The sequence below is a fragment of the Peribacillus sp. NPDC097198 genome, from assembly GCF_044762055.1.
Classification (GTDB): Bacteria; Bacillota; Bacilli; order Bacillales; family DSM-1321; genus Peribacillus.
On sequence record NZ_JBIWDO010000017.1, the window covers coordinates 14,269 to 37,660 of the forward strand.

Here is a 23,392-nt window from a genome sequence, read left to right on the forward strand (position 1 = left end):
GAACATATCGTTCCCAGAACTCATTACTTTATAAAGCCTTTATAGTGTCTCTTCACTAGTTGTGCTTCTAGCTGTTTCATCGTATCAAGGGCAACCCCGACTACGATTAGCAAACTAGTTCCGCCAATCTGAGCAGATTGTGGAAGATCAGCAAGCTTTATGAAGAATACCGGTAAAACGGCAATGGCTGCTAAGAATAAAGAGCCAACGAACGTTAAGCGATATAAAACACTAGTTAAATATTCTTGTGTACTCTTACCTGGACGAATCCCTGGCACATAGCCACCTTGCTTTTTCAGATTCTCAGACATTTGCTCAGGATTAACCTGAATGAACGCATAAAAATATGAGAAGGCAATAATAAGAGCAACATATATGATCATGCCAATTGGCTTAGTATAATCAAGGTTTGTTGAAATCCACGTAGTCACGCTATTCTTCCCGAAGAAAGAGGCGATCGTTGTTGGAGTGATAATAAATGCAGTTGCGAAGATTACCGGGATAACACCCGCAGCATTTACTTTCAATGGTAAATGGGTAGATTGACCACCCATTTGCGTACGACCCACCGCAGCCCGTTTGGCATATTGGATTGGAATCTTACGTAATGCTTGCTGAATGAAGATTACAGCAACCACGATTGCTAATACTGCTACTATGATAAGGATAATGGTTACAATTCGTAAGAATAGTTGGTCCCCAGCATTTTCAAACTGCTGTGCATAGATCTGGTTGGCCGTATTAGGCAAACTAGATACAATACCAGCAAAGATAATAATGGAAATCCCATTACCGACACCTTTAGCAGTAATCAACTCTCCTAACCACAAAAGAAAAGCTGTTCCTGCCGTTAAGACAGTCGCAATAAGCAAGTATGTTGCAACCCCAGGAGATTCAATTAACGAGCCACCCGACATATTGTTAAATCCATAAGACATACCCAAAGCTTGGATAAATCCAAGGACAATAGTGAAGTAACGTGTAAATTGAGCCAATTTACGGCGCCCTGCCTCCCCTTGTTTCGACCATTCAGTGAACTTTGGAACAACGTCCATCTGTAATAGCTGTACGATGATTGATGCCGTGATATACGGCATGATCCCCATCGCCAAAATAGAGAAGTTTTGCAGTGCTCCGCCGCCAAAGGTATTTAAAAGACCGATGACGCTCATTTGGTCCTGTTCAGCAAGAAAACCGGCATTCACATGCGGTACAGGAATAAATGTACCGATGCGATAGACGATTAACATGAGAAGGGTAAAAATTATCTTATTTCTTATTTCACCCACGCGCATAAAATTGGAGATCGTGCGAAACATTAGATCACCTCTGTGTTACCGCCAGCAGCTTCGATAGCTTCTTTTGCAGTAGAAGAGAATTTGTGAGCTTTAACAGTAAGCTTTTTCTCAATGTTTCCTTTAGCAAGAATCTTGATTCCTGCTTTTTCTTTACTTACGATACCAGTCTCAAGTAAAAGAGCTGGAGTTACTTCAGTACCGTCTTCGAAAAGATTTAACGTATCAAGATTTACGATAGCATAGTCTTTACGGTTAACGTTGGTAAATCCACGTTTAGGCAAACGTCTGAATAGAGGAGTTTGACCCCCTTCAAATCCAAGGCGTACACCGCCGCCAGAGCGAGCGTTTTGTCCTTTGTGTCCTTTACCTGCTGTTTTACCGTTACCAGATCCAATACCGCGACCTTTACGTTTACGTTCTTTACGAGAACCTTCTGCAGATTTTAACTCATGAAGTTTCATGTTGGCACCTCCTTGTTAAGTTAAAAATTATTTTATTGTTCTTTTACAGTAACAAGATGAGATACTTTGGTAATCATACCACGAATCGCAGGGTTGTCATCTTGAACAACCGTTTGATGCATTTTGTGTAAACCCAAAGTGTTAACTGTAACACGTTGATCTTCAGGACGACCGATCAAGCTGCGAGTGAGGGTAATTTCTAATTTATTAGCCATTATACGATTTCCCTCCTTATCCTAACAGTTCTTGTACTGATTTACCACGTAACTTAGCTACGTCCTCAGCACGTTTTAATTGCTTCAATCCTTCGATTGTTGCACGAACCATATTAATAGGTGTGTTAGTACCTAATGATTTAGACAAGATATCACTAATTCCGCCTAATTCAAGGACCGCACGAACAGGACCACCAGCAATAACTCCTGTACCTTCAGAAGCTGGTTTCAAAAGAATGTGACCAGCGCCAAAGTGACCATTCACAAGGTGAGGAATTGTAGTTCCTACCATTGGTACAGTAATTAGATTTTTCTTAGCATCCTCAATAGCTTTACGGATTGCATCCGGAACTTCTTGAGCTTTACCAGTACCAAATCCAACATGACCGTTTTTATCACCTACAACAACTAGTGCAGTGAAACGGAAACGACGTCCGCCTTTAACAACTTTAGCTACACGGTTTACGGTAACTACGCGTTCTTCAAGTTCTAATTTATTAGGATCAATGCTACGCATCTGTATATGTCCCTCCTTATCCATTAAAATTCTAAGCCGTTTTCACGAGCAGCGTCAGCTAATGCTTTAACACGACCATGGAAGAGGTAACCACCGCGGTCAAATACCACAGCTTTTAAACCTTTTTCAATAGCACGTTTCGCAATAAGTTCGCCAACTTTTTGAGCTGCTTCAGCGTTGCTACCAGCTTCAATGCTAATCTCTTTATCAAGAGTTGAAGCACTTGCTAATGTTACGCCTTTTGCATCGTCAATCAATTGTGCGTAAATGTGTTTGTTTGAACGGAACACATTTAAACGAGGACGAGCTTCCGTTCCAGAAATCTTTGCACGTACACGTGCATGGCGTTTCTGACGAGTAGCATTTTTATCAAGCTTCGTAATCATTTACGTCACTCCTTTCGTTTACTTAAGCAGCATTACTTACCAGTTTTACCTTCTTTACGACGAACGAATTCGCCAACGTAACGGATACCTTTACCTTTATACGGTTCAGGTGGGCGAGTATCACGAATGTTAGCTGCAAGAGCACCTACACGTTCTTTACTAGCACCTTTAACGATTACTTTTGTATTAGAAGGAACTTCGACTTCAACGCCTGCTTCTGGTTCTATTTCTACAGGGTGAGAATATCCTACGTTAAGGATAAGCTTAGTACCTTGCTTTTGAGCACGGTACCCAACCCCAATAAGTTCTAGTGACTTTTCGAATCCTTTTGAAACTCCTTCAATCATGTTAGCGATAAGAGCGCGAGTAGTACCGTGTAAAGAACGGTGAGCTTTCTCGTCAGACGGGCGTGTAACAGTTACCACGTTCTCTTCAACAACGATTGTAAGATCAGGATTAAATGATCTAGTTAATTCACCTTTAGGGCCTTTAACAGTTACTTCACTTCCGTTTACAGTAACTGTTACGCCTGCAGGGATTTCAACAGGTTTTTTACCTATACGAGACATATTGTGCACCTCCATTCTTGTGAAAATGTATTACCAAACGTATGCTAAAACTTCTCCGCCAACTTGTTTAGAGCGAGCTTCCTTGTCTGTTAAAACTCCGTGAGAAGTAGAAACAATTGCGATACCTAAACCGTTTAGAACGCGTGGTACCTCTCCAGTTTTTGCATATACACGCAAACCAGGTTTGCTGATACGTTTAAGACCAGTGATAACACGTTCGTTGTTTGCACCGTATTTTAAGAAGATACGGATGATACCTTGTTTGTTGTCTTCGATTAATTCAAAGTCACGTACGAAGCCCTCACGCTTTAAGATCTCAGCAATTTCCTTTTTGATCTTTGAAGCAGGAACTTCTAGCTTTTCGTGACGAACCATATTCGCATTACGGATGCGAGTAAGCATATCTGCAATAGGATCTGTCATGACCATTTTATTTTACCTCCTTCCCAAACTCGGGTTTTACCAGCTAGCTTTTTTAACGCCAGGAATTTGTCCTTTATGTGCAAGTTCGCGGAAACAAATACGACATAGTTTAAATTTACGTATTACAGAATGTGGACGGCCGCAACGTTCGCAACGTGTATATTCTTGTACTTTAAACTTTTGTTCGCGTTTTTGCTTTACGATCATAGACTTTTTAGCCACGATTTCGCCTCCCTTTATTTAGAGATTACTTTTGGAACGGCATTCCAACTTGAGTAAGTAGTTCACGAGCTTCTTCGTCAGTGTTGGCAGTCGTTACGATAACGATATCCATACCACGAACTTTGCTCACTTTATCGTAATCAATCTCAGGGAAGATAAGTTGTTCTTTAATACCTAATGTATAGTTCCCACGTCCGTCAAAAGATTTCTTTGAAACGCCGCGGAAATCACGTACACGTGGTAAAGATACAGATACTAGCTTATCAAGGAATTGATACATACGTTCTCCACGTAGTGTAACCTTCGCTCCGATAGGCATACCTTCACGCAAACGGAATCCTGCGATTGATTTTTTAGCTTTAGTTATTACTGGTTTTTGACCAGCGATAAGTGTTAATTCTTCAACTGCTGTATCTAAAGCTTTTGAGTTAGATACTGCGTCACCAACACCCATGTTAATAACGATCTTTTCAATAGTTGGTACTTGCATTACTGATTGATAGTTGAATTTACCCATTAATGATGGTGTAATTTCGCTGTTATATTTTTCTTTAAGGCGGCTCATTGCTTCGTGTACCTCCCTTCATTTATGACTTATTTATCTAAAGATTCACCTGATATTTTAGCTACGCGTACTTTCTTGCCGTTTTCAATCTTATATCCAACACGAGTCGGTTTACCTGTTTTCGGATCAAGAGGCATTACATTGGATGCGTGAATAGCAGCTTCTCGGCTGATAATTCCACCTTGTGGATTAACTTGAGATGGCTTAGAGTGCTTTTTCACAATATTAATTCCTTCAACAAGCACACGATTTTGTTTCGGATATGCTTCAAGAATTGTTCCTTGTTTGCCTTTGTCCTTACCAGAGATGACTACGACTTTGTCACCTTTTTTAACATGCATTAGCTTGGCACCTCCTTGAAAGGCTTTACGAAATTTAACTATTATAAAACTTCTGGAGCTAGAGAAACGATCTTCATGAAACTGTTATCACGTAATTCACGAGCAACAGGTCCAAAAATACGAGTTCCACGTGGGCTCTTATCGTCACGGATAATTACACATGCGTTCTCATCGAAACGAATGTAAGAACCGTCAGGACGACGCATACCACGTTTTGTACGAACAACAACAGCCTTAACGACTTCACCTTTTTTAACAACGCCTCCAGGTGTTGCTTGTTTAACGGTACAAACTATAACATCGCCGATATTAGCATATTTACGTCCAGAACCACCTAGTACTTTAATAGCTAGAACTTCACGTGCACCTGAATTGTCAGCGACTTTTAAACGAGATTCTTGTTGAATCATGTACGGTACCTCCCTTCGGAATTAACTTAATCCGAACAAAATTAAATGATTACTGATTTTTCTACTACTTCTAGAAGACGGAAACGTTTTGTAGCTGAAAGTGGACGAGTTTCCATGATACGTACTACATCGCCTGCTTTAGCTTCATTCAGCTCGTCATGAGCTTTTAACTTTTTAGAGTATTTTACGCGTTTACCGTATAAAGAATGCTTTTTATAGGTTTCTACAACGACTGTTACGGTTTTATCCATTTTGTCGGATACTACGCGGCCAGTGTAGACTTTGCGTTGGTTGCGTTCGCTCATTATGCAAACCTCCATTCATTATCGATTAGTGACACCGATCTCTCTTTGACGAACAACTGTTTTCATACGAGCGATCGATTTGCGAACTTCACGGATGCGAGCTGTATTTTCAAGTTGTCCAGTAGCTAACTGGAAACGAAGATTAAATAGTTCTTCTTTAAGAGATTTTAGTTTTTGTTCAATTTCAGCAGTGGTTAGATCTTTGATTTCATTAGCTTTCATTTGTTTCACCACCAATTTCCTCTCTTTTTACAAACTTACATTTGATTGGAAGTTTGTGTGCTGCAAGGCGCAATGCTTCTCTTGCCACCTCTTCAGATACACCAGAGATTTCAAACAATACTTTGCCCGGTTTAACGACTGCTACCCAACCTTCAGGAGCACCTTTACCGGAACCCATCCGTACTTCAAGCGGCTTAGCAGTGTAAGGTTTGCTTGGGAAGATCTTGATCCAAACTTTACCTCCACGCTTCATGTAACGAGTCATCGCTACACGAGCTGCTTCGATTTGACGGTTAGTGATCCAGGAAGCTTCTTGAGCTTGAAGTCCAAATTCTCCGAAATGAACTTCACGTCCGCCTTTAGCCATCCCTCTCATCTTACCGCGATGTTCACGACGGTATTTTACGCGTTTTGGCAATAACATATTATTTTCCTCCTTCCTCAGATTTCTTCTTAGTAGGAAGAACTTCTCCACGGTAGATCCAAACTTTCACGCCTAGCTTCCCGTAAGTAGTATCTGCTTCAGCATGAGCATAATCTATGTCAGCACGAAGTGTGTGAAGTGGAACTGTTCCCTCGCTGTAGTGTTCAGCACGAGCAATATCTGCACCGCCAAGACGACCAGAAACTTGAGTTTTGATTCCTTTAGCGCCTGAACGCATTGTACGTTGAATAGCTTGTTTTTGAGCACGACGGAATGAAACACGATTTTCTAATTGACGAGCGATGTTCTCAGCAACCAATTTCGCATCAAGATCTGCTCTTTTGATTTCGATGATATTGATGTGAACTCTTTTGCCAGTTAATTGGTTTAATGCTTTACGAAGTGCTTCAACTTCAGTGCCGCCCTTACCGATAACCATACCTGGTTTAGCAGTATGAACTGATACATTGATGCGGTTAGCTGCACGTTCGATTTCAACCTTGGATACAGAAGCATCACTTAGACGTTTCGCGATATACTCACGAACTCTAAGGTCTTCATGCAAAAGAACTGCGTAGTCTTTATCAGCGTACCATTTGGATTCCCAATCACGGATGATCCCGATACGCATACCGACTGGATTTACCTTTTGACCCACAGATTACCCCTCCTTCTTTTCTGATACAACGATTGTAATATGACTAGTACGTTTGTTAATTGCACTCGCACGACCTTGAGCGCGAGGACGGAAACGTTTTAATGTTGGTCCTTCGTTAACGTATGCCTCTGAAACGACTAGGTTATTGATATCCATTTCGTAGTTATGTTCTGCATTTGCGATAGCAGATTTCAGAATTTTTTCTACGACTGGAGAAGCAGATTTTGGTGTTAAGCGAAGAATCGCTACTGCTTCACCTACTTGTTTTCCTCGAATTAAGTCTGCGACTAAACGCACTTTACGAGGAGCAATACGAACTGTTCTAGCGACAGCTTTTGCTTGCATGAGATGCCCTCCTCTCATTAACGTCTTGTTTTCTTGTCATCACTTGCGTGACCTTTATAAGTGCGTGTAGGCGCGAATTCGCCTAGTTTGTGACCTACCATGTCTTCTGTTACATAAACCGGCACATGCTTACGACCGTCATAAACAGCGATTGTATGTCCGATGAATTGCGGGAAGATTGTTGAGCGACGAGACCAAGTTTTTACTACCTGTTTCTTGTCTGCTTCATTTAATTTTTCAACTTTTACCAATAAATGATCATCAACAAAAGGCCCTTTTTTTAAGCTACGACCCATGCGAGTACCTCCCTTCGTGATCGTTCTACGGTCCGATTAATGAACCGTAGCTCAACCCCGTTATTTTTTACGACGACGAACGATAAATTTATCGGATTTATTTTTCTTCTTACGTGTTTTGAATCCAAGAGTTGGTTTACCCCAAGGAGACATTGGTGATTTACGTCCGATTGGTGCTTTACCTTCACCACCACCGTGTGGGTGATCATTCGGGTTCATTACTGATCCACGTACAGTTGGGCGTTTACCTAACCAACGATTACGACCAGCTTTACCAATGTTGATAAGTTCATGTTGTTCGTTACCAACTTGACCGATTGTAGCACGGCAAGTAGCAAGAATCATACGAACCTCACCAGAATTTAAACGTACAAGAACATAACGACCTTCTTTACCAAGTACTTGTGCAGATGTACCTGCAGAACGGACTAATTGTCCACCTTTTCCTGGTTTTAATTCGATGTTATGAATTACTGTACCAACTGGGATGTTAATTAGAGGAAGTGCGTTACCCACTTTAATATCGGCTTCTGGGCCAGACATAACTTCCAAACCTACTTCTAGGTTTTTAGGAGCTAGGATATAACGTTTTTCTCCATCAACGTAATTAATTAATGCAATGTTTGCAGAACGATTTGGATCGTACTCAATAGTAGCAACGCGTCCTGGTATACCATCTTTATTCCGTTTGAAATCGATGATACGGTATTGACGCTTGTGGCCGCCACCTTGATGACGAACTGTTAACTTACCTTGGTTATTACGGCCGCCTTTATTGTGTAAAGGAGCAAGTAATGATTTTTCGGGTTTGTCTGTAGTAATCTCAGCAAAATCCGAAGTTGTCATATTACGTCGACCGTTAGAGGTAGGTTTATACTTCTTAATCGCCATTTGTATTTCCCTCCTTCTCTAATGAATTAAGCTTCGAATAGCTCGATTTCTTTGCTGTCAGCAGTTAATTTAACAATAGCTTTACGGCGCTTGTTAGTATAGCCTGCATGTTTGCCCATGCGTTTGAATTTACCTTTGTAGTTCATGATATTTACCTTTTCAACTTTTACGCCGAAAACTTCTTGAACCGCATCTTTAACTTGAGTTTTGTTAGCTCTAACATCAACTTCAAAAGTATACTTCTTTTCAGCCATAGCGTCTGAAGAAGCTTCTGTGATTACGGGGCGCTTAATGATATCGCGTGCATCCATTATGCAAGCACCTCCTCTACTTTTTCGACAGCTGATTTAGTCAAGATCAATTTGTTGTGTGAAACAACATCAAGAACATTAAGACCAACAGCTTCAACCACAGTAACACCTGGGATGTTACGTGCAGAAAGAGCAACCTTCTCATCTAAACCGTCAGTAACGATCAACGTTTTAGTATCTACAGAAAGATTTTTTAGTACAGCTACAAATTCTTTCGTTTTTGGAGCTTCGAAAGTCAAGCTTTCAAGTACTAAGATGTTTTCTTCCAATGCCTTTGCAGACAATGCAGATTTAATAGCTAAGCGACGTACCTTTTTAGGCAACTTGTAAGAGTATGATCTTGGAGTTGGTCCAAAAACGATACCACCGCCACGCCATTGTGGAGAACGGATAGAACCTTGACGCGCACGTCCAGTTCCTTTTTGTTTCCAAGGTTTACGTCCACCGCCTGCAACTTCAGAACGGTTTTTAACTTTATGAGTTCCTTGACGTAAGGAAGCTCGTTGCATGATGATTGCTTCAAATAATACATGATTATTAGGTTCGATACCAAAGATGGATTCGTTTAGCTCGATGTCGCCAACTTGTGAACCTGTTTGGTTGAACAATGTAACTTTTGGCATTCTATTGCTCCTCCTTTCTCAGAAATTACTTTGCTTTAACAGCAGTTTTAACTTTGATCAGCGCTTTTCTAGCACCAGGTACATTACCTTTGACCAATAGTAGATTACGTTCAACATCAACTTTAACGATAGCTAAGTTTTGAACAGTAACTTGTTCCCCACCCATACGTCCTGGTAATAGTTTACCTTTGAATACGCGGTTTGGAGCAACAGGACCCATTGAACCTGGGCGACGGTGGTAACGAGAACCATGAGTCATCGGTCCGCGAGATTGTCCGTGGCGTTTAATAGCACCTTGGAAACCTTTACCTTTTGAAATTCCTATTACATCTACTAAATCGCCTTCAGCGAAAATACTAACATTGACTTCTTGACCGATCTCGTATGAAGCAAGATCCGTTCCGCGGAATTCGCGAATGAAGCGCTTAGGAGTAGTATTTGCTTTTTCAACGTGTCCCTTTTCAGGTTTGTTAGAAAGCTTTTCACGTTTGTTTTCAAAACCAACTTGAATTGCTTCATAACCGTCAGTTTCAACAGTTTTCTTTTGAAGTACTACATTGTTAGCAGCTTCGATTACTGTTACCGGGATAAGTTCGCCATTTTCAGCAAAAACTTGAGTCATACCGATTTTTCTTCCTAAGATTCCTTTGGTCATAAGTCACACCTCCTAGAGTAATTGTTCTTATTATATAAATTATAATTTAATTTCGATGTCAACGCCTGACGGTAAATCTAAACGCATCAATGAATCAACTGTTTGCGGAGTTGGATTAACGATATCGATTAGACGTTTATGCGTACGCATTTCGAATTGTTCGCGAGAGTCTTTGTATTTATGAACCGCACGAAGGACCGTATAGATAGATCTTTCAGTTGGCAATGGAATTGGACCAGCAACAGTCGCACCAGAACGTTTTGCAGTTTCAACAATTTTCTCAGCAGATTGATCAAGGATTCTGTGATCATATGCTTTCAAACGAATACGAATTTTTTGTTTTGCCATAATTTTCCCTCCTTTTCGCCTATTTTATAAAATAGACCTTCTCAATGGAAATTTCCCACACACTCGCCATGGCAAAGCGGCCGGGTGTGTCAGCAACCTTCCATATCATCGCAGTCAAAGACCAACATTGTCTATTATACATAACACACAAGTTAAATGCAAGTTAAACTTAAATCTTTCTTGTGCAACACACTTTTATTATTATACATACAATCTTTAGGATTTACAAGTAGATTCTATATCTCTATTTCTAACCAGTTTCTTCTATTATAATCCTAAAGGCAAAAAAAAGAAGCAGACGGCGTCCCATCTGCTTCTTCCGGAAGGCGTCCCTTCCAATATTCGATTTAGAATCGATTATTCTTGGATTGTAGCAACTACACCAGCGCCTACAGTACGTCCACCCTCACGGATAGAGAATTTAGTACCTTCTTCGATAGCGATAGGAGCGATAAGTTCTACTGACATTTCAATGTTATCTCCAGGCATAACCATTTCTACGCCTTCAGGAAGGTTACAAATACCAGTTACGTCAGTTGTACGGAAGTAGAACTGCGGACGGTAGTTTGTGAAGAAAGGAGTATGACGTCCACCTTCTTCTTTAGAAAGAACATAAACTTCAGCTTTGAATTTGCTGTGTGGAGTGATTGTATTTGGCTTAGCAAGTACTTGTCCACGTTGGATATCTTCACGAGCAACACCACGAAGTAGAGCTCCGATGTTGTCACCAGCTTCAGCATAATCAAGAAGTTTACGGAACATTTCAACACCAGTTACAGTTGTTGGTTTTGCTTCGTCGTTGAAACCGATGATGTCTACAACGTCACCGACTTTAACTTGTCCACGTTCAACACGTCCTGTAGCAACTGTTCCACGACCAGTGATTGAGAATACATCCTCAACTGGCATCATGAATGGTTTGTCAGTGTCACGAGTTGGTTCTGGAATGTACTCGTCAACAGCAGCCATTAATTCATGAATTTTTTCTTCCCAAGCAGCATCTCCTTCAAGAGCTTTAAGAGCAGAACCTTTGATAACTGGAACGTCATCGCCAGGGAAATCGTATTCAGAAAGAAGATCACGAATTTCCATTTCTACTAATTCAAGAAGTTCTTCGTCATCAACCATGTCGCATTTGTTCATGAATACAACTAGGAAAGGAACACCAACTTGTTTAGAAAGAAGGATGTGCTCACGAGTTTGAGGCATTGGGCCATCAGCAGCAGAAACTACTAAGATACCACCATCCATTTGTGCAGCACCAGTGATCATGTTTTTAACATAGTCAGCATGTCCTGGGCAGTCAACGTGTGCATAGTGACGAGTAGCTGTTTCGTACTCAACGTGTGCAGTAGAGATTGTGATACCACGTTCTCTTTCTTCTGGCGCACCATCAATTTGGTCATACGCGCGTGCTTCTGCTCCACCAGCTTTAGCAAGTACAGTAGTGATTGCAGCAGTTAGAGTTGTTTTACCATGGTCAACGTGTCCAATTGTTCCAACGTTAACATGCGGTTTTGAACGATCATATTTAGCTTTTCCCATTAGGAATTCCTCCTTAAAAATATAAAAATAGTTTAAGTATATAAGGGCTGTGAAAGAAGATAAATTCTTCCAACACAGCTTACATAAGTAGTTATACTTTAATAAGAGATGAAAATCAATTATTCACCTTTATTTTTTTTGATGATTTCTTCAGAAATGCTCTTAGGTACTTCTTCATAGTGATCGAAGTGCATAGAGAATGTTCCGCGTCCTTGAGTGTTTGAACGTAATGAAGTTGCATAACCGAACATTTCGGATAGTGGAACCATCGCTTTAACCATTTGAGTGTTTCCGCGAGCTTCCAAACCTTCTACGCGTCCACGACGAGATGTAATATCTCCCATGATATCGCCTAGGTAATCTTCAGGGATTACAACTTCCACTTTCATGATAGGTTCAAGGATAACCGGCTTACATTTTGAAGCAGCATTTTTAAGCGCCATTGATGCAGCGATTTTAAATGCCATTTCATTGGAGTCAACGTCATGGTAAGATCCGTCGAATAATTTTGCTTTAATATCAACTAATGGGTAACCAGCAAGTACTCCACGGTCAAGTGAATCAACTAATCCAGCTTGTACTGCAGGAATATACTCACGAGGTACTACACCACCGACGATAGCATTTTCAAATTCGAATCCTTTACCTTCTTCGTTTGGTCCAAATTCAATCCAAACGTGTCCGAATTGTCCACGTCCACCAGATTGACGAACGAATTTACCTTCAACTTTAGCTGAACCACGGAAAGTTTCACGGTAAGCAACTTGAGGAGCACCTACGTTAGCTTCCACTCTGAATTCACGACGCATACGGTCAACAAGGATGTCCAAGTGAAGTTCGCCCATACCAGCGATAATTGTTTGACCAGTTTCTTGGTCAGTATGCGCACGGAATGTTGGATCTTCGTCTTGAAGCTTTTGTAAAGCTTGAGACATTTTGTCTTGGTCTGCTTTCGATTTTGGTTCAACAGAAAGTGAGATAACTGGTTCTGGGAATACCATTGATTCAAGGATAACTTGATCCTTATCATCACATAGTGTATCACCAGTAGTCGTATCTTTCAAACCAACAGCTGCAGCGATATCCCCAGCATATACTGTAGAAATCTCTTCACGGCTGTTTGCATGCATTTGAAGGATACGTCCAATACGTTCACGTTTACCTTTTGTTGAGTTGATTACATATGATCCAGATTCTAATGTACCAGAGTACACACGGAAGAATGTAAGCTTACCAACATAAGGGTCTGTCATAACTTTAAACGCTAAAGCAGAGAACGGTTCAGAATCATCTGAGTGACGTTCTACTTCTTCTTCAGTATCCGGAAGAGTACCTTTGATTGCAGGTACGTCTAATGGAGATGGAAGGAAGTCAATAACGTTATCAAGCATTAATTGAACACCTTTATTTTTGAACGCTGAACCACAGATAACTGGGAAGAATTCAACATTAACGGTTGCAGTACGGATAGCAGCTTTTAATTCAGCAATGCTGATTTCTTCGCCACCAAGGTATTTTTCCATTAAGTCTTCATTAACTTCAGCCACCGCTTCGATTAATTTCTCACGGTACTCTTCAGCTAATTCAAGGTGTTCTGCAGGAATTTCACCAACAGTGATATCAGTTCCTAAATCATTTGAGTAGAAATGAGCTTTCATTTCAATTAAGTCAATGATAGCGGAAAAATTATCTTCAGCACCAATTGGTAATTGGACCGGGTGAGCGTTTGCTTGCAAACGATCGTGGATAGTTCCTACTGAATAAAGGAAATCCGCACCGATTTTGTCCATTTTGTTAACGAATACGACACGTGGTACACCGTATGTTGTAGCTTGGCGCCAAACTGTTTCAGTTTGAGGCTCAACACCTGATTGGGCATCAAGTACAGCTACAGCTCCATCAAGTACACGTAGAGAACGTTCAACTTCAACTGTGAAGTCTACGTGTCCCGGTGTATCAATGATGTTTACGCGGTGACCTTTCCACTGTGCAGTTGTTGCAGCGGATGTGATCGTGATTCCACGTTCTTGTTCTTGCTCCATCCAGTCCATTTGTGAAGCACCTTCGTGTGTTTCACCAATTTTGTGGATTTTACCAGTATAGTAAAGAACGCGTTCTGTTGTAGTCGTTTTACCAGCATCAATATGTGCCATGATACCGATATTACGAGTATTTGCTAAGGAGAACTCTCTTGCCATTTGTCTTTCTCCTTCCTATTATAAGGATTTTATTGTTATTGATCTTACCAGCGATAGTGAGCAAATGCTTTGTTAGCTTCTGCCATTTTGTGCGTATCTTCACGTTTCTTAACAGCTGCTCCAGTGTTGTTTGCAGCATCCATGATTTCGAAAGCTAAACGCTCTTCCATCGTTTTTTCTCCACGAAGGCGAGAGTAGTTTACTAACCAACGAAGACCTAGAGTTGATTTACGGTCTGGACGTACCTCAACTGGTACTTGGTAGTTAGCTCCACCCACACGGCGTGCTTTTACTTCTAATACAGGCATGATGTTTTTAAGTGCTTGATCAAACACTTCGATTGGCTCATTGCCAGTACGTTCTTTAATTAACTCAAATGCAGAGTAAAGTATTTTTTGTGATTTTCCTCTTTGTCCATCAACCATTAATTTGTTGATTAAGCGAGTCACAAGTTTAGATTTATAAATTGGATCTGGTAATACATCTCTTTTTGTTACGGGTCCTTTACGAGGCATTATATTTCCTCCTTTCTCGGATTATTTTTTTGCTGCTTTCGGACGCTTAGTACCGTATTTAGAACGGCTTTGCATACGATTGTTAACTCCTGCTGTATCAAGAGCACCACGTACGATATGGTAACGTACCCCTGGTAAATCCTTTACACGTCCACCGCGGATTAGTACCACGCTGTGTTCTTGTAAGTTGTGACCGATACCTGGGATATAAGCTGTTACCTCGATACCGTTAGTTAAACGTACACGCGCATATTTACGTAAAGCGGAGTTTGGTTTTTTCGGTGTCATAGTTCCCACACGAGTACAAACACCACGTTTTTGCGGAGATGATACGTTAGTTTGTGCTTTCTTAAAGCTGTTGTAGCCTTTGTTAAGTGCTGGAGAGTTAGATTTAACCTCTTTAGACTCGCGTCCTTTACGCACTAATTGATTAATAGTAGGCATTACATTTTTCCTCCCTTCGCAATTTCATGTCTAGTACCACACATCCAGGTGGTTCATAAATGGGTAAAAACAAAGTCCTTGCAAATAGTATTGCAAAAACATTTTTACTTTTTAATGGCAACAGTTGCTGCTCCGACATCAATACCACATGCTTTTCCAAGCATTTTCATCGAATCAACATATGTGATAGGAACATCCACTAGTTTAGCGGTCTCAACAACACGCCCAGTCAAGTATATATCTGCATCATCAGCGATGATAACTTCTTGAATTAAATTGTTCTTCAAAGCTCTAACTGTTTGTTTCGTTCCTATAACCACTGACTTTGCCTGTATTACTTTTTCATAAGACATGGTCCATATCCTCCAAAGTTACAGGGTAACATAGGAGCACCTTTGCTATAGTATCATTTTTAGTCAGATGCTGTCAACTTGTTTCAAAAAATTATTTAAGCAAAAGGTTTTCCAGTTAAATCATTCTATAGGTTTTTAAGTCTACCAAATTGGTTCTATCATAACTAATTTTTAACTGATTACTCTTTATTAATAAAAAGAAACCAGCTCATTTAATCCGAACCTCAATCCCCCATTATCGTTAGGGGGATCAAGTTCTTCAGTATTTATATGAGCTGGGTCTAATTATCCTTTAGTCAACCGATACTGTCTCAGGATTCTCTACGACAACAGGGTTAGCTTTTCTGTAGCGAGGCATACCTGTTCCAGCTGGAACAAGTTTACCGATGATAACATTTTCTTTCAGTCCAAGCAATTCGTCGCGTTTTCCTTTAATTGCTGCATCAGTCAATACTCTAGTTGTTTCTTGGAATGATGCTGCAGACAAGAAGGAATCCGTTTCAAGTGATGCTTTTGTAATTCCTAGTAATACAGGACGACCTGTAGCAGGTAGCTTGCTGGTTAGCAATGCGTTTGTGTTTGCCACGGTGAACTGGTTAACATCCAATAGCGTACCTGGAAGAACTTCAGTTTCCCCTGCATCAAGAACACGAACTTTACGCATCATTTGTCTAACCATAACCTCGATATGTTTATCGCCGATTTCTACCCCTTGCATCCGGTATACTTTCTGTACTTCATGAAGTAAGTATTCCTGAACAGTAAGAACATCCGTAACTTTCAACAATTCTTTAGGATCGATAGAACCCTCTGTTAACTCCTCGCCTCGACGAACGAAAGTATCAACAGACACTCTTAAACGCGCTGTGTATGGCGCTGTATAAGTACGTGATTCAACCGCACCTTGGACCACGATTTCTTGTTGTTTATCGCGGATTTCATTGATTGAAACGATAGTTCCCTCAATTTCAGAAATAACTGCTTGACCTTTAGGGTTCCTCGCTTCAAATATTTCTTGGATACGAGGTAAACCTTGAGTAATATCGTCTCCGGCAACCCCACCTGTATGGAATGTACGCATTGTTAACTGAGTACCAGGTTCACCGATTGATTGGGCAGCAATGATACCAACTGCTTCTCCCACTTCAACTTCCTGACCGGTAGCCAAGTTACGTCCGTAACATTTCTTACATACACCATGACTGGTGTTACATGTAAAGGCAGAGCGAATCCATGCAGTTTCAATACCTAGAGATGCAATATAAGCTGCTAGATCCTCAGTGATAAGGTCATTTTCAGCCACAATTACTTCATCTGTTTCTGGATGTCTAATGGCTTTTCTTGCATATCGGCCAATTAAACGTTCTTCAAGATGCTCGATTATTTCTGTTCCCTCTCTCAAGGCAGAAATTTTCAAGCCGCGGTCTGTTCCACAGTCATCATCACGGATGATAACATCTTGGGCTACGTCTACTAGACGACGTGTAAGGTAACCAGAATCGGCAGTTTTAAGGGCTGTATCGGCAAGACCTTTACGAGCACCATGTGTAGAGATAAAGTACTCTAACACTGTTAAACCTTCACGGAAACTTGATTTGATCGGTAATTCGATGATACGTCCAGCCGGGTTGGCCATCAGTCCACGCATACCCGCAAGCTGCGTGAAGTTGGAAGCATTACCACGGGCACCGGAGTCACTCATCATGAAGATCGGATTGCGTCGGTCAAGAGATTTCATCAGTTTAGACTGAATAGTATCTTTTGCTGCGCTCCAGATCGAAATGACGCGATCATAACGCTCATCTTCGGTAATTAGACCACGTCTAAATTGTTTTAGGACGTTATCCACTTTTGTTTGAGCTTCCGTAATGATTTCTTGTTTTTCTTTTAATACAACAATATCAGCTACACCAACAGTGATACCTGCTTTTGTCGAATATTTGAATCCAAGATTTTTCATCCGGTCAAGCATTTTAGATGTTTCGGTGATTTTGAAACGTTTAAACACTTCCGCAATGATATTACCAAGAATTTTCTTCTTGAATGGATCAATAGCTGGTTGTGCTTTAATCAATTCAGGGATATTAGCGCCTTTTTCCACGAAATATTTCTCTGGAGTTTTAGTTTCCAAGTTATAACGTGTAGGTTCGTTAATATATGGGAATGATTTTGGCAAAATTTCATTAAAGACCAATTTACCAACGGTAGTGATTAGAAGCTGGCTGTTTTGTTCTTCCGTGAACGTTTCATTATTCAGTGATGATGCATGCACTGCGCAACGAGAATGTAAGTGAACATAACCATTTTGGTATGCAAGCAACGCTTCACTAGTATCTTTAAAGATCATACCTTCACCGATAGCGCCTTCTCTTTCTAATGTTAGGTAGTAGTTACCTAATACCATATCTTGAGAAGGAGTAACGACTGGTTTTCCATCTTTAGGATTCAAGATGTTCTGGGCAGCAAGCATTAGCATACGTGCTTCAGCTTGAGCTTCAGAAGATAAAGGAACGTGGACGGCCATTTGGTCACCATCAAAGTCAGCGTTATATGCTGTACATACTAACGGATGCAAACGAATTGCACGGCCTTCAACCAATGTTGGCTCAAACGCTTGAATACCAAGTCTATGAAGAGTTGGTGCACGGTTAAGTAATACTGGATGCTCCCTAATGACTTCTTCAAGTACATCCCAAATCTCAGGAGATAGTCGTTCAATTTTTCGTTTTGCAGATTTGATGTTATGAGCTAATCCTCTTTGAACGAGTTCCTTCATAACGAATGGTTTGAATAATTCAATCGCCATCTCTTTCGGCAGACCACATTGGTACATTTTCAGGTTAGGACCAACTACGATTACAGAACGACCAGAGTAATCGACACGTTTACCAAGAAGGTTCTGACGGAAACGACCTTGTTTACCTTTTAACATGTGTGATAAAGATTTCAATGGGCGGTTACCCGGGCCAGTTACTGGGCGACCACGACGTCCATTATCGATTAAAGCGTCAACGGCTTCTTGAAGCATACGCTTTTCATTTTGGACGATAATGCTTGGAGCGCCAAGATCAAGCAATCTTTTCAAACGATTGTTACGGTTAATAACACGACGATATAGATCATTTAAGTCAGATGTCGCAAAACGACCGCCATCTAATTGAACCATTGGACGAAGTTCTGGTGGTATAACTGGAAGCACATCAAGAATCATCCATGAAGGCTCGTTACCAGAATTACGGAAGGCTTCTAATACTTCCAAGCGTTTGATTGCACGAGTTCTACGTTGTCCTTGAGCTGTCTTAAGCTCTTCTTTCAACGTTTCTACTTCTTTTTCCGTATCAATGTCTTGTAAAAGTTTTTTAATAGCTTCCGCACCCATTGCAGCTTGGAACTTCTTACCGTATTTTTCACGGTATGTACGATATTCTTTTTCAGAAAGAAGTTGTTTCTTTTCTAAAGTTGTATCGCCAGTTTCAGTTACCACATAAGATGCGAAGTAAATAACTTCTTCTAATGCCCGTGGAGACATATCCAGGACAAGACCCATACGACTCGGAATTCCTTTGAAATACCAAATATGTGAAACTGGTGCTGCCAGCTCAATATGACCCATTCGTTCACGACGGACTTTAGCACGCGTGACTTCAACCCCACAACGGTCACAAACTACGCCTTTATAACGAACACGTTTATATTTACCACAGTGACATTCCCAGTCCTTTTGAGGTCCGAAAATTCTCTCACAGAATAAACCGTCTTTTTCTGGTTTTAACGTACGATAGTTGATTGTTTCTGGTTTTTTAACTTCCCCATGAGACCAAGAACGAATCTTGTCTGGTGAAGCAAGACCAATTTTCATATACTCAAAATTATTAACATCTAACAAGGGGCCTACCTCCCTTTTAATCTCCAGGTTTTACCCTGATTGCCTTCATTCATTCGGGCAATCTAAACCGGATGATGGGTGATTGAATCAATAAGACTCCGACAAGGCAGCAGGATCTTTAAAGAAAAACCTTGCTGCCAGTCAGAGCTGATAATATATAAGATTTATTTATTTAAATTATTTACTCTTTTGATGGTGCTCCTGCTTCAGTAGCAACCATATCTTTTGTTTCTGCATCTAGGCTTAATTTGTCTGACTGATTAGGGTCTTCTTCATCTTCTAAATCACGCATTTCAATTTCGCGGTCTTCAGCATTCATGATTTTAACATCTAATCCTAAGCTTTGAAGTTCCTTAATCAATACTTTGAATGACTCAGGGACACCAGGCTCAGGGACATTTTCGCCTTTGACAATCGCTTCGTATGTTTTCACACGGCCCACGACATCATCTGATTTAACGGTAAGGATTTCTTGTAATGTATAAGCAGCTCCATATGCTTCAAGTGCCCATACTTCCATCTCACCAAAACGTTGTCCACCGAATTGCGCTTTACCACCAAGTGGTTGTTGCGTAACAAGGGAGTAAGGTCCAGTTGAACGAGCATGAAGTTTATCATCAACCATATGTGCAAGTTTAATCATGTACATGACACCAACAGACACACGGTTATCGAACGCTTCACCTGAACGGCCATCGTAAAGTACCGTTTTTGCATCACGTGACATACCAGCTTCTTCAATCGTACTCCAAACGTCTTCCTCAGTAGCTCCATCAAATACCGGTGATGCTACGTGAATGCCTAGTGCACGGGCTGCCATACCTAAGTGAAGCTCAAGTACCTGACCGATATTCATACGGGAAGGTACACCCAGTGGGTTTAACATGATGTCAACCGGTGTTCCATCAGGCATGTAAGGCATATCTTCTTCAGGAAGGATCCTTGAGATTACACCTTTGTTACCATGACGTCCGGCCATTTTATCGCCTTCATGTATTTTACGTTTTTGAACGATATATACACGTGCAAGTTGATTTACACCAGGTGGTAGCTCGTCGCCATCTTCTCTGTTAAACACTTTAACATCGAGGACGATTCCGCCGCCGCCGTGGGGAACACGCAATGATGTATCCCGTACTTCGCGCGCTTTTTCACCAAAGATTGCATGTAAGAGACGTTCTTCCGCCGTTAGTTCCGTTACCCCTTTAGGAGTTACTTTACCTACTAGAAGGTCACCGTCTTTTACTTCAGCACCGACACGGATTATTCCACGCTCATCAAGGTTGCGAAGCGCATCTTCTCCGACGTTCGGAATATCACGAGTGATTTCTTCAGGTCCCAATTTCGTATCGCGAGACTCAGATTCATATTCTTCAATATGGATGGAAGTGTACACATCATCTTTAACTAGACGTTCACTCATGATGATGGCATCTTCATAGTTGTATCCATCCCAAGTCATGAAGGCAACTAATACATTTCGTCCAAGTGCTAATTCACCTTTTTCCATTGAAGGACCATCGGCAAGAATTTCACCTTTGACAACATTGTCACCAACACTAACGATAGGACGTTGGTTATAACACGTTCCTTGGTTAGAACGAATGAATTTTAATAAACGGTATTTATCAAGGTTTCCTTTTACTTGTTGACCGTCAACCTCACTTACCCGGCGTACCCATACTTCACGTGATTCCACGTGTTCGACGATACCAGGGTGTTTACAGATGACAGCTGCCCCAGAGTCTTTCGCTGAAACATATTCCATACCTGTTCCAACTCTTGGTGCCTCTGGTTGTAATAAAGGTACTGCTTGACGTTGCATGTTCGCTCCCATTAGGGCACGGTTGGAGTCATCATTTTCCAAGAAAGGAATACATGCTGTCGCTGCAGATACGACTTGTTTAGGCGATACGTCCATATAATCTACGCGGTCACGCGGAACAACGGTATTTTCACCGCGGAAACGTGCAACAACCATATCATCAAGGAATGTTCCATCATCGGATAGACGAACATTCGCTTGGGCAACTACGTAGTTATCTTCTTCATCAGCCGTTAAGTAATCGATTTTGCTCGTAATTTTCCCTGTCTCATGGTCAACACGTCGGTATGGTGTTTCAATGAATCCATAAGGGTTAACCTTTGCAAAACTTGATAGGGAGTTAATCAATCCAATATTCGGTCCCTCAGGCGTTTCAATCGGACACATACGGCCATAGTGGGAGTAATGAACGTCACGTACTTCGAAACCAGCACGCTCACGAGTCAAACCACCAGGTCCCAATGCAGATAGACGACGTTTATGCGTCAATTCGGCCAATGGGTTCGTTTGGTCCATAAATTGTGAAAGCTGTGAGCTACCAAAGAATTCTTTAATGGATGCTATAACAGGACGAATGTTAATCAATTGCTGTGGAGTGATCGTATTCGTGTCTTGAATAGACATTCTTTCACGCACGACACGCTCCATACGAGATAAACCAATTCTGAATTGGTTTTGCAGCAATTCACCAACGGAACGCAGACGACGATTTCCTAGATGGTCAATATCATCTGTAATTCCCACGCCATGAAGCAAGTTAAAGAAATAGCTAATAGAAGAGATGATATCAGCTGGAGTAATGTTTTTAACCTGATCGGTTACATACGCATTACCAATGATATTGATCACTTTTTCGCCTTCAGCGTCATTTGGAGCAAAGACTTTGATTGGTTGAAGAAGGGTTTCTTCTTCTACTACGCCACCAGACGGGTGGAACGTTTTAAAACCGATTCCTGCTTCAAGATGAGGCAGAATTTTATCAAGTGTCCTTCTATCAAGCAAAGTACCCTTTTCAACAATGATTTCCCCTGTTTCAGGATCGATTAAAGTCTCGGCGATCTTTTGTCCGAATAGACGATTCTTGATATGCAGTTTTTTGTTGATTTTATAGCGACCTACGTTAGCTAGATCATAACGTTTTGGATCGAAAAAGCGGGATACTAGTAGACTTTTCGCGTTATCGACTGTAGGTGGTTCACCCGGGCGAAGACGTTCATAGATTTCTAGCAATGCTTTTTCTACACTCTCCGTGTTGTCTTTTTCAAGAGTGTTGCGAAGATACTCATTATCACCGATTAAATCAATGATCTCTTGATCAGTTCCAAAGCCCAATGCACGCATCAATACCGTGATAGGTAATTTCCTAGTGCGGTCGATTCGAACATAAACTACATCCTTGGCATCTGTCTCATATTCAAGCCATGCACCACGGTTAGGAATAACGGTCGCAGAGAAACCTAGCTTACCGTTCTTATCCATTTTCCCATTATAGTAAACACTCGGTGAGCGTACTAATTGGGATACGATTACACGTTCAGCACCATTGATGACAAACGTGCCCGTTTCAGTCATAAGTGGGAAGTCACCCATGAATACATCCTGGTCTTTTACTTCCCCTGTTTCTTTGTTAACAAGGCGCACTTTCACACGAAGTGGTGCAGAATACGTAACATCGCGTTCTTTTGTTTCTTCAACAGAATACTTCGGTTCAGCAAGGCTGTAATCGATGAATTCTAATGACAAATTACCTGTAAAATCCTCAATAGGAGAAATGTCCTGGAACATTTCTTTTAAACCTACATCTAAAAACCATTGATAAGAAGCCGTTTGAATTTCAATCAGATTCGGAAGATCCAAAACCTCACTGATTCTTGCATAACTTCTACGTTGGCGGTGTCGTCCATACTGAACAAGTTGACCTGTCAACTGATTCACCCCTTAAATCAAGCGTTATAAGGATCTATTTGCCACGGAAAAAAGCAATCTAATCCATAGACAAAAAGAAAATGGTTTTTATTTTAAAAACCACTATTTCTCATAAAACGAACTATTATTTATATATTTTTCCCATATTATCCATTGGTTATACACCAATGGTATAAAAATTGCATAGTAACGGAATTATATATATGCATTTTATA

The 23,392-nt window shown here is 40.9% G+C and carries 29 protein-coding genes; all 29 read right to left on the bottom strand.

Annotated elements, in window-relative coordinates:
• Window positions 1–23: 23 nt before the first annotated feature.
• Window positions 24–1,319 carry a preprotein translocase subunit SecY gene (gene secY / locus ACIQXQ_RS19275; protein WP_402875677.1) on the bottom strand — a complete coding sequence of 432 codons (1,296 nt, stop codon included), beginning with the start codon at window positions 1,317–1,319 and terminating at the stop codon, window positions 24–26.
• The gene (rplO, locus tag ACIQXQ_RS19280; RefSeq protein WP_402875679.1) at window positions 1,319–1,759 is read right to left on the bottom strand and encodes a 50S ribosomal protein L15; all 441 of its coding nucleotides are present in this window, start codon (window positions 1,757–1,759) and stop codon (window positions 1,319–1,321) included. The genes secY and rplO overlap by 1 nt, the downstream gene beginning before the upstream one ends.
• Window positions 1,760–1,791: 32 nt before the next feature.
• On the bottom strand, window positions 1,792–1,974 hold the full coding sequence (gene rpmD / locus ACIQXQ_RS19285) for a 50S ribosomal protein L30 (RefSeq protein ID WP_402875681.1): 183 nt from the start codon (window positions 1,972–1,974) through the stop codon (window positions 1,792–1,794).
• 16 nt (window positions 1,975–1,990) lie between these two features.
• Window positions 1,991–2,491, bottom strand: coding sequence for a 30S ribosomal protein S5 (rpsE, locus tag ACIQXQ_RS19290; RefSeq protein ID WP_402875683.1), 501 nt, complete (start codon window positions 2,489–2,491; stop codon window positions 1,991–1,993).
• 23 nt (window positions 2,492–2,514) lie between these two features.
• The gene (gene rplR / locus ACIQXQ_RS19295) at window positions 2,515–2,877 is read right to left on the bottom strand and encodes a 50S ribosomal protein L18 (protein ID WP_402875684.1); all 363 of its coding nucleotides are present in this window, start codon (window positions 2,875–2,877) and stop codon (window positions 2,515–2,517) included.
• Window positions 2,878–2,909: 32 nt separating this feature from the next.
• Window positions 2,910–3,446 carry a 50S ribosomal protein L6 gene (rplF, locus tag ACIQXQ_RS19300; protein ID WP_402875686.1) on the bottom strand — a complete coding sequence of 179 codons (537 nt, stop codon included), beginning with the start codon at window positions 3,444–3,446 and terminating at the stop codon, window positions 2,910–2,912.
• A gap of 30 nt (window positions 3,447–3,476) precedes the next feature.
• Window positions 3,477–3,875 carry a 30S ribosomal protein S8 gene (gene rpsH / locus ACIQXQ_RS19305; RefSeq protein WP_285769160.1) on the bottom strand — a complete coding sequence of 133 codons (399 nt, stop codon included), beginning with the start codon at window positions 3,873–3,875 and terminating at the stop codon, window positions 3,477–3,479.
• Window positions 3,876–3,905: 30 nt separating this feature from the next.
• A complete protein-coding gene (locus ACIQXQ_RS19310) occupies window positions 3,906–4,091 on the bottom strand; it encodes a type Z 30S ribosomal protein S14 (RefSeq protein WP_402875689.1) in 186 nt (61 codons plus the stop codon).
• A 25-nt stretch (window positions 4,092–4,116) separates the two neighbouring features.
• Window positions 4,117–4,656 (bottom strand): 50S ribosomal protein L5, encoded by a 540-nt coding sequence (rplE, locus tag ACIQXQ_RS19315; RefSeq protein ID WP_402875691.1) that lies wholly within the window; start codon window positions 4,654–4,656, stop codon window positions 4,117–4,119.
• A gap of 29 nt (window positions 4,657–4,685) precedes the next feature.
• Window positions 4,686–4,997 carry a 50S ribosomal protein L24 gene (rplX, locus tag ACIQXQ_RS19320; protein WP_402875692.1) on the bottom strand — a complete coding sequence of 104 codons (312 nt, stop codon included), beginning with the start codon at window positions 4,995–4,997 and terminating at the stop codon, window positions 4,686–4,688.
• 41 nt (window positions 4,998–5,038) lie between these two features.
• Entirely contained in the window at window positions 5,039–5,407 is a 369-nt protein-coding gene (gene rplN / locus ACIQXQ_RS19325) for a 50S ribosomal protein L14 (protein WP_402875694.1), read from the bottom strand.
• Window positions 5,408–5,448: 41 nt separating this feature from the next.
• Complete coding sequence (gene rpsQ / locus ACIQXQ_RS19330) at window positions 5,449–5,712, bottom strand: 30S ribosomal protein S17 (protein ID WP_402875696.1); 264 nt, start codon at window positions 5,710–5,712, stop codon at window positions 5,449–5,451.
• Window positions 5,713–5,730: 18 nt separating this feature from the next.
• Window positions 5,731–5,934, bottom strand: a complete 204-nt coding sequence (rpmC, locus tag ACIQXQ_RS19335; RefSeq protein WP_034305010.1) for a 50S ribosomal protein L29 — start codon at window positions 5,932–5,934, stop codon at window positions 5,731–5,733.
• Window positions 5,924–6,358, bottom strand: coding sequence for a 50S ribosomal protein L16 (gene rplP / locus ACIQXQ_RS19340; RefSeq protein WP_402875698.1), 435 nt, complete (start codon window positions 6,356–6,358; stop codon window positions 5,924–5,926). The genes rpmC and rplP overlap by 11 nt, the downstream gene beginning before the upstream one ends.
• A 1-nt stretch (window position 6,359) precedes the next feature.
• Entirely contained in the window at window positions 6,360–7,016 is a 657-nt protein-coding gene (gene rpsC / locus ACIQXQ_RS19345) for a 30S ribosomal protein S3 (RefSeq protein ID WP_402875700.1), read from the bottom strand.
• A gap of 3 nt (window positions 7,017–7,019) precedes the next feature.
• Window positions 7,020–7,361, bottom strand: a complete 342-nt coding sequence (gene rplV, locus ACIQXQ_RS19350) for a 50S ribosomal protein L22 (RefSeq protein ID WP_061440384.1) — start codon at window positions 7,359–7,361, stop codon at window positions 7,020–7,022.
• A gap of 17 nt (window positions 7,362–7,378) precedes the next feature.
• Window positions 7,379–7,657, bottom strand: a complete 279-nt coding sequence (gene rpsS, locus ACIQXQ_RS19355; protein WP_034305018.1) for a 30S ribosomal protein S19 — start codon at window positions 7,655–7,657, stop codon at window positions 7,379–7,381.
• Window positions 7,658–7,717: 60 nt separating this feature from the next.
• The gene (gene rplB / locus ACIQXQ_RS19360; RefSeq protein ID WP_402875702.1) at window positions 7,718–8,548 is read right to left on the bottom strand and encodes a 50S ribosomal protein L2; all 831 of its coding nucleotides are present in this window, start codon (window positions 8,546–8,548) and stop codon (window positions 7,718–7,720) included.
• A gap of 26 nt (window positions 8,549–8,574) precedes the next feature.
• Window positions 8,575–8,859 carry a 50S ribosomal protein L23 gene (gene rplW, locus ACIQXQ_RS19365; protein WP_402875704.1) on the bottom strand — a complete coding sequence of 95 codons (285 nt, stop codon included), beginning with the start codon at window positions 8,857–8,859 and terminating at the stop codon, window positions 8,575–8,577.
• A complete protein-coding gene (gene rplD, locus ACIQXQ_RS19370; protein ID WP_402875706.1) occupies window positions 8,859–9,482 on the bottom strand; it encodes a 50S ribosomal protein L4 in 624 nt (207 codons plus the stop codon). Before rplD ends, rplW begins: the two co-directional genes overlap by 1 nt.
• 25 nt (window positions 9,483–9,507) lie before the next feature.
• Window positions 9,508–10,137 carry a 50S ribosomal protein L3 gene (gene rplC / locus ACIQXQ_RS19375; RefSeq protein ID WP_402875708.1) on the bottom strand — a complete coding sequence of 210 codons (630 nt, stop codon included), beginning with the start codon at window positions 10,135–10,137 and terminating at the stop codon, window positions 9,508–9,510.
• A gap of 39 nt (window positions 10,138–10,176) precedes the next feature.
• On the bottom strand, window positions 10,177–10,485 hold the full coding sequence (gene rpsJ, locus ACIQXQ_RS19380) for a 30S ribosomal protein S10 (protein ID WP_402875709.1): 309 nt from the start codon (window positions 10,483–10,485) through the stop codon (window positions 10,177–10,179).
• A 357-nt stretch (window positions 10,486–10,842) separates the two neighbouring features.
• Complete coding sequence (tuf, locus tag ACIQXQ_RS19385; RefSeq protein ID WP_402875712.1) at window positions 10,843–12,030, bottom strand: elongation factor Tu; 1,188 nt, start codon at window positions 12,028–12,030, stop codon at window positions 10,843–10,845.
• A 119-nt stretch (window positions 12,031–12,149) separates the two neighbouring features.
• Entirely contained in the window at window positions 12,150–14,228 is a 2,079-nt protein-coding gene (gene fusA, locus ACIQXQ_RS19390; RefSeq protein ID WP_402875714.1) for an elongation factor G, read from the bottom strand.
• Between the two features lie 44 nt (window positions 14,229–14,272).
• Window positions 14,273–14,743: a 30S ribosomal protein S7 gene (gene rpsG, locus ACIQXQ_RS19395; protein ID WP_402875716.1), complete on the bottom strand. Its 471-nt coding sequence runs from the start codon at window positions 14,741–14,743 to the stop codon at window positions 14,273–14,275.
• A 21-nt stretch (window positions 14,744–14,764) separates the two neighbouring features.
• The gene (rpsL, locus tag ACIQXQ_RS19400) at window positions 14,765–15,187 is read right to left on the bottom strand and encodes a 30S ribosomal protein S12 (protein WP_402875717.1); all 423 of its coding nucleotides are present in this window, start codon (window positions 15,185–15,187) and stop codon (window positions 14,765–14,767) included.
• A gap of 104 nt (window positions 15,188–15,291) precedes the next feature.
• The gene (locus ACIQXQ_RS19405; RefSeq protein WP_402875719.1) at window positions 15,292–15,540 is read right to left on the bottom strand and encodes a 50S ribosomal protein L7ae-like protein; all 249 of its coding nucleotides are present in this window, start codon (window positions 15,538–15,540) and stop codon (window positions 15,292–15,294) included.
• A 292-nt stretch (window positions 15,541–15,832) separates the two neighbouring features.
• Window positions 15,833–19,426, bottom strand: coding sequence for a DNA-directed RNA polymerase subunit beta' (rpoC, locus tag ACIQXQ_RS19410; RefSeq protein ID WP_402875721.1), 3,594 nt, complete (start codon window positions 19,424–19,426; stop codon window positions 15,833–15,835).
• Between the two features lie 181 nt (window positions 19,427–19,607).
• Window positions 19,608–23,177, bottom strand: a complete 3,570-nt coding sequence (gene rpoB, locus ACIQXQ_RS19415; protein WP_402875722.1) for a DNA-directed RNA polymerase subunit beta — start codon at window positions 23,175–23,177, stop codon at window positions 19,608–19,610.
• Between the last annotated feature and the right edge of the window lie 215 nt (window positions 23,178–23,392).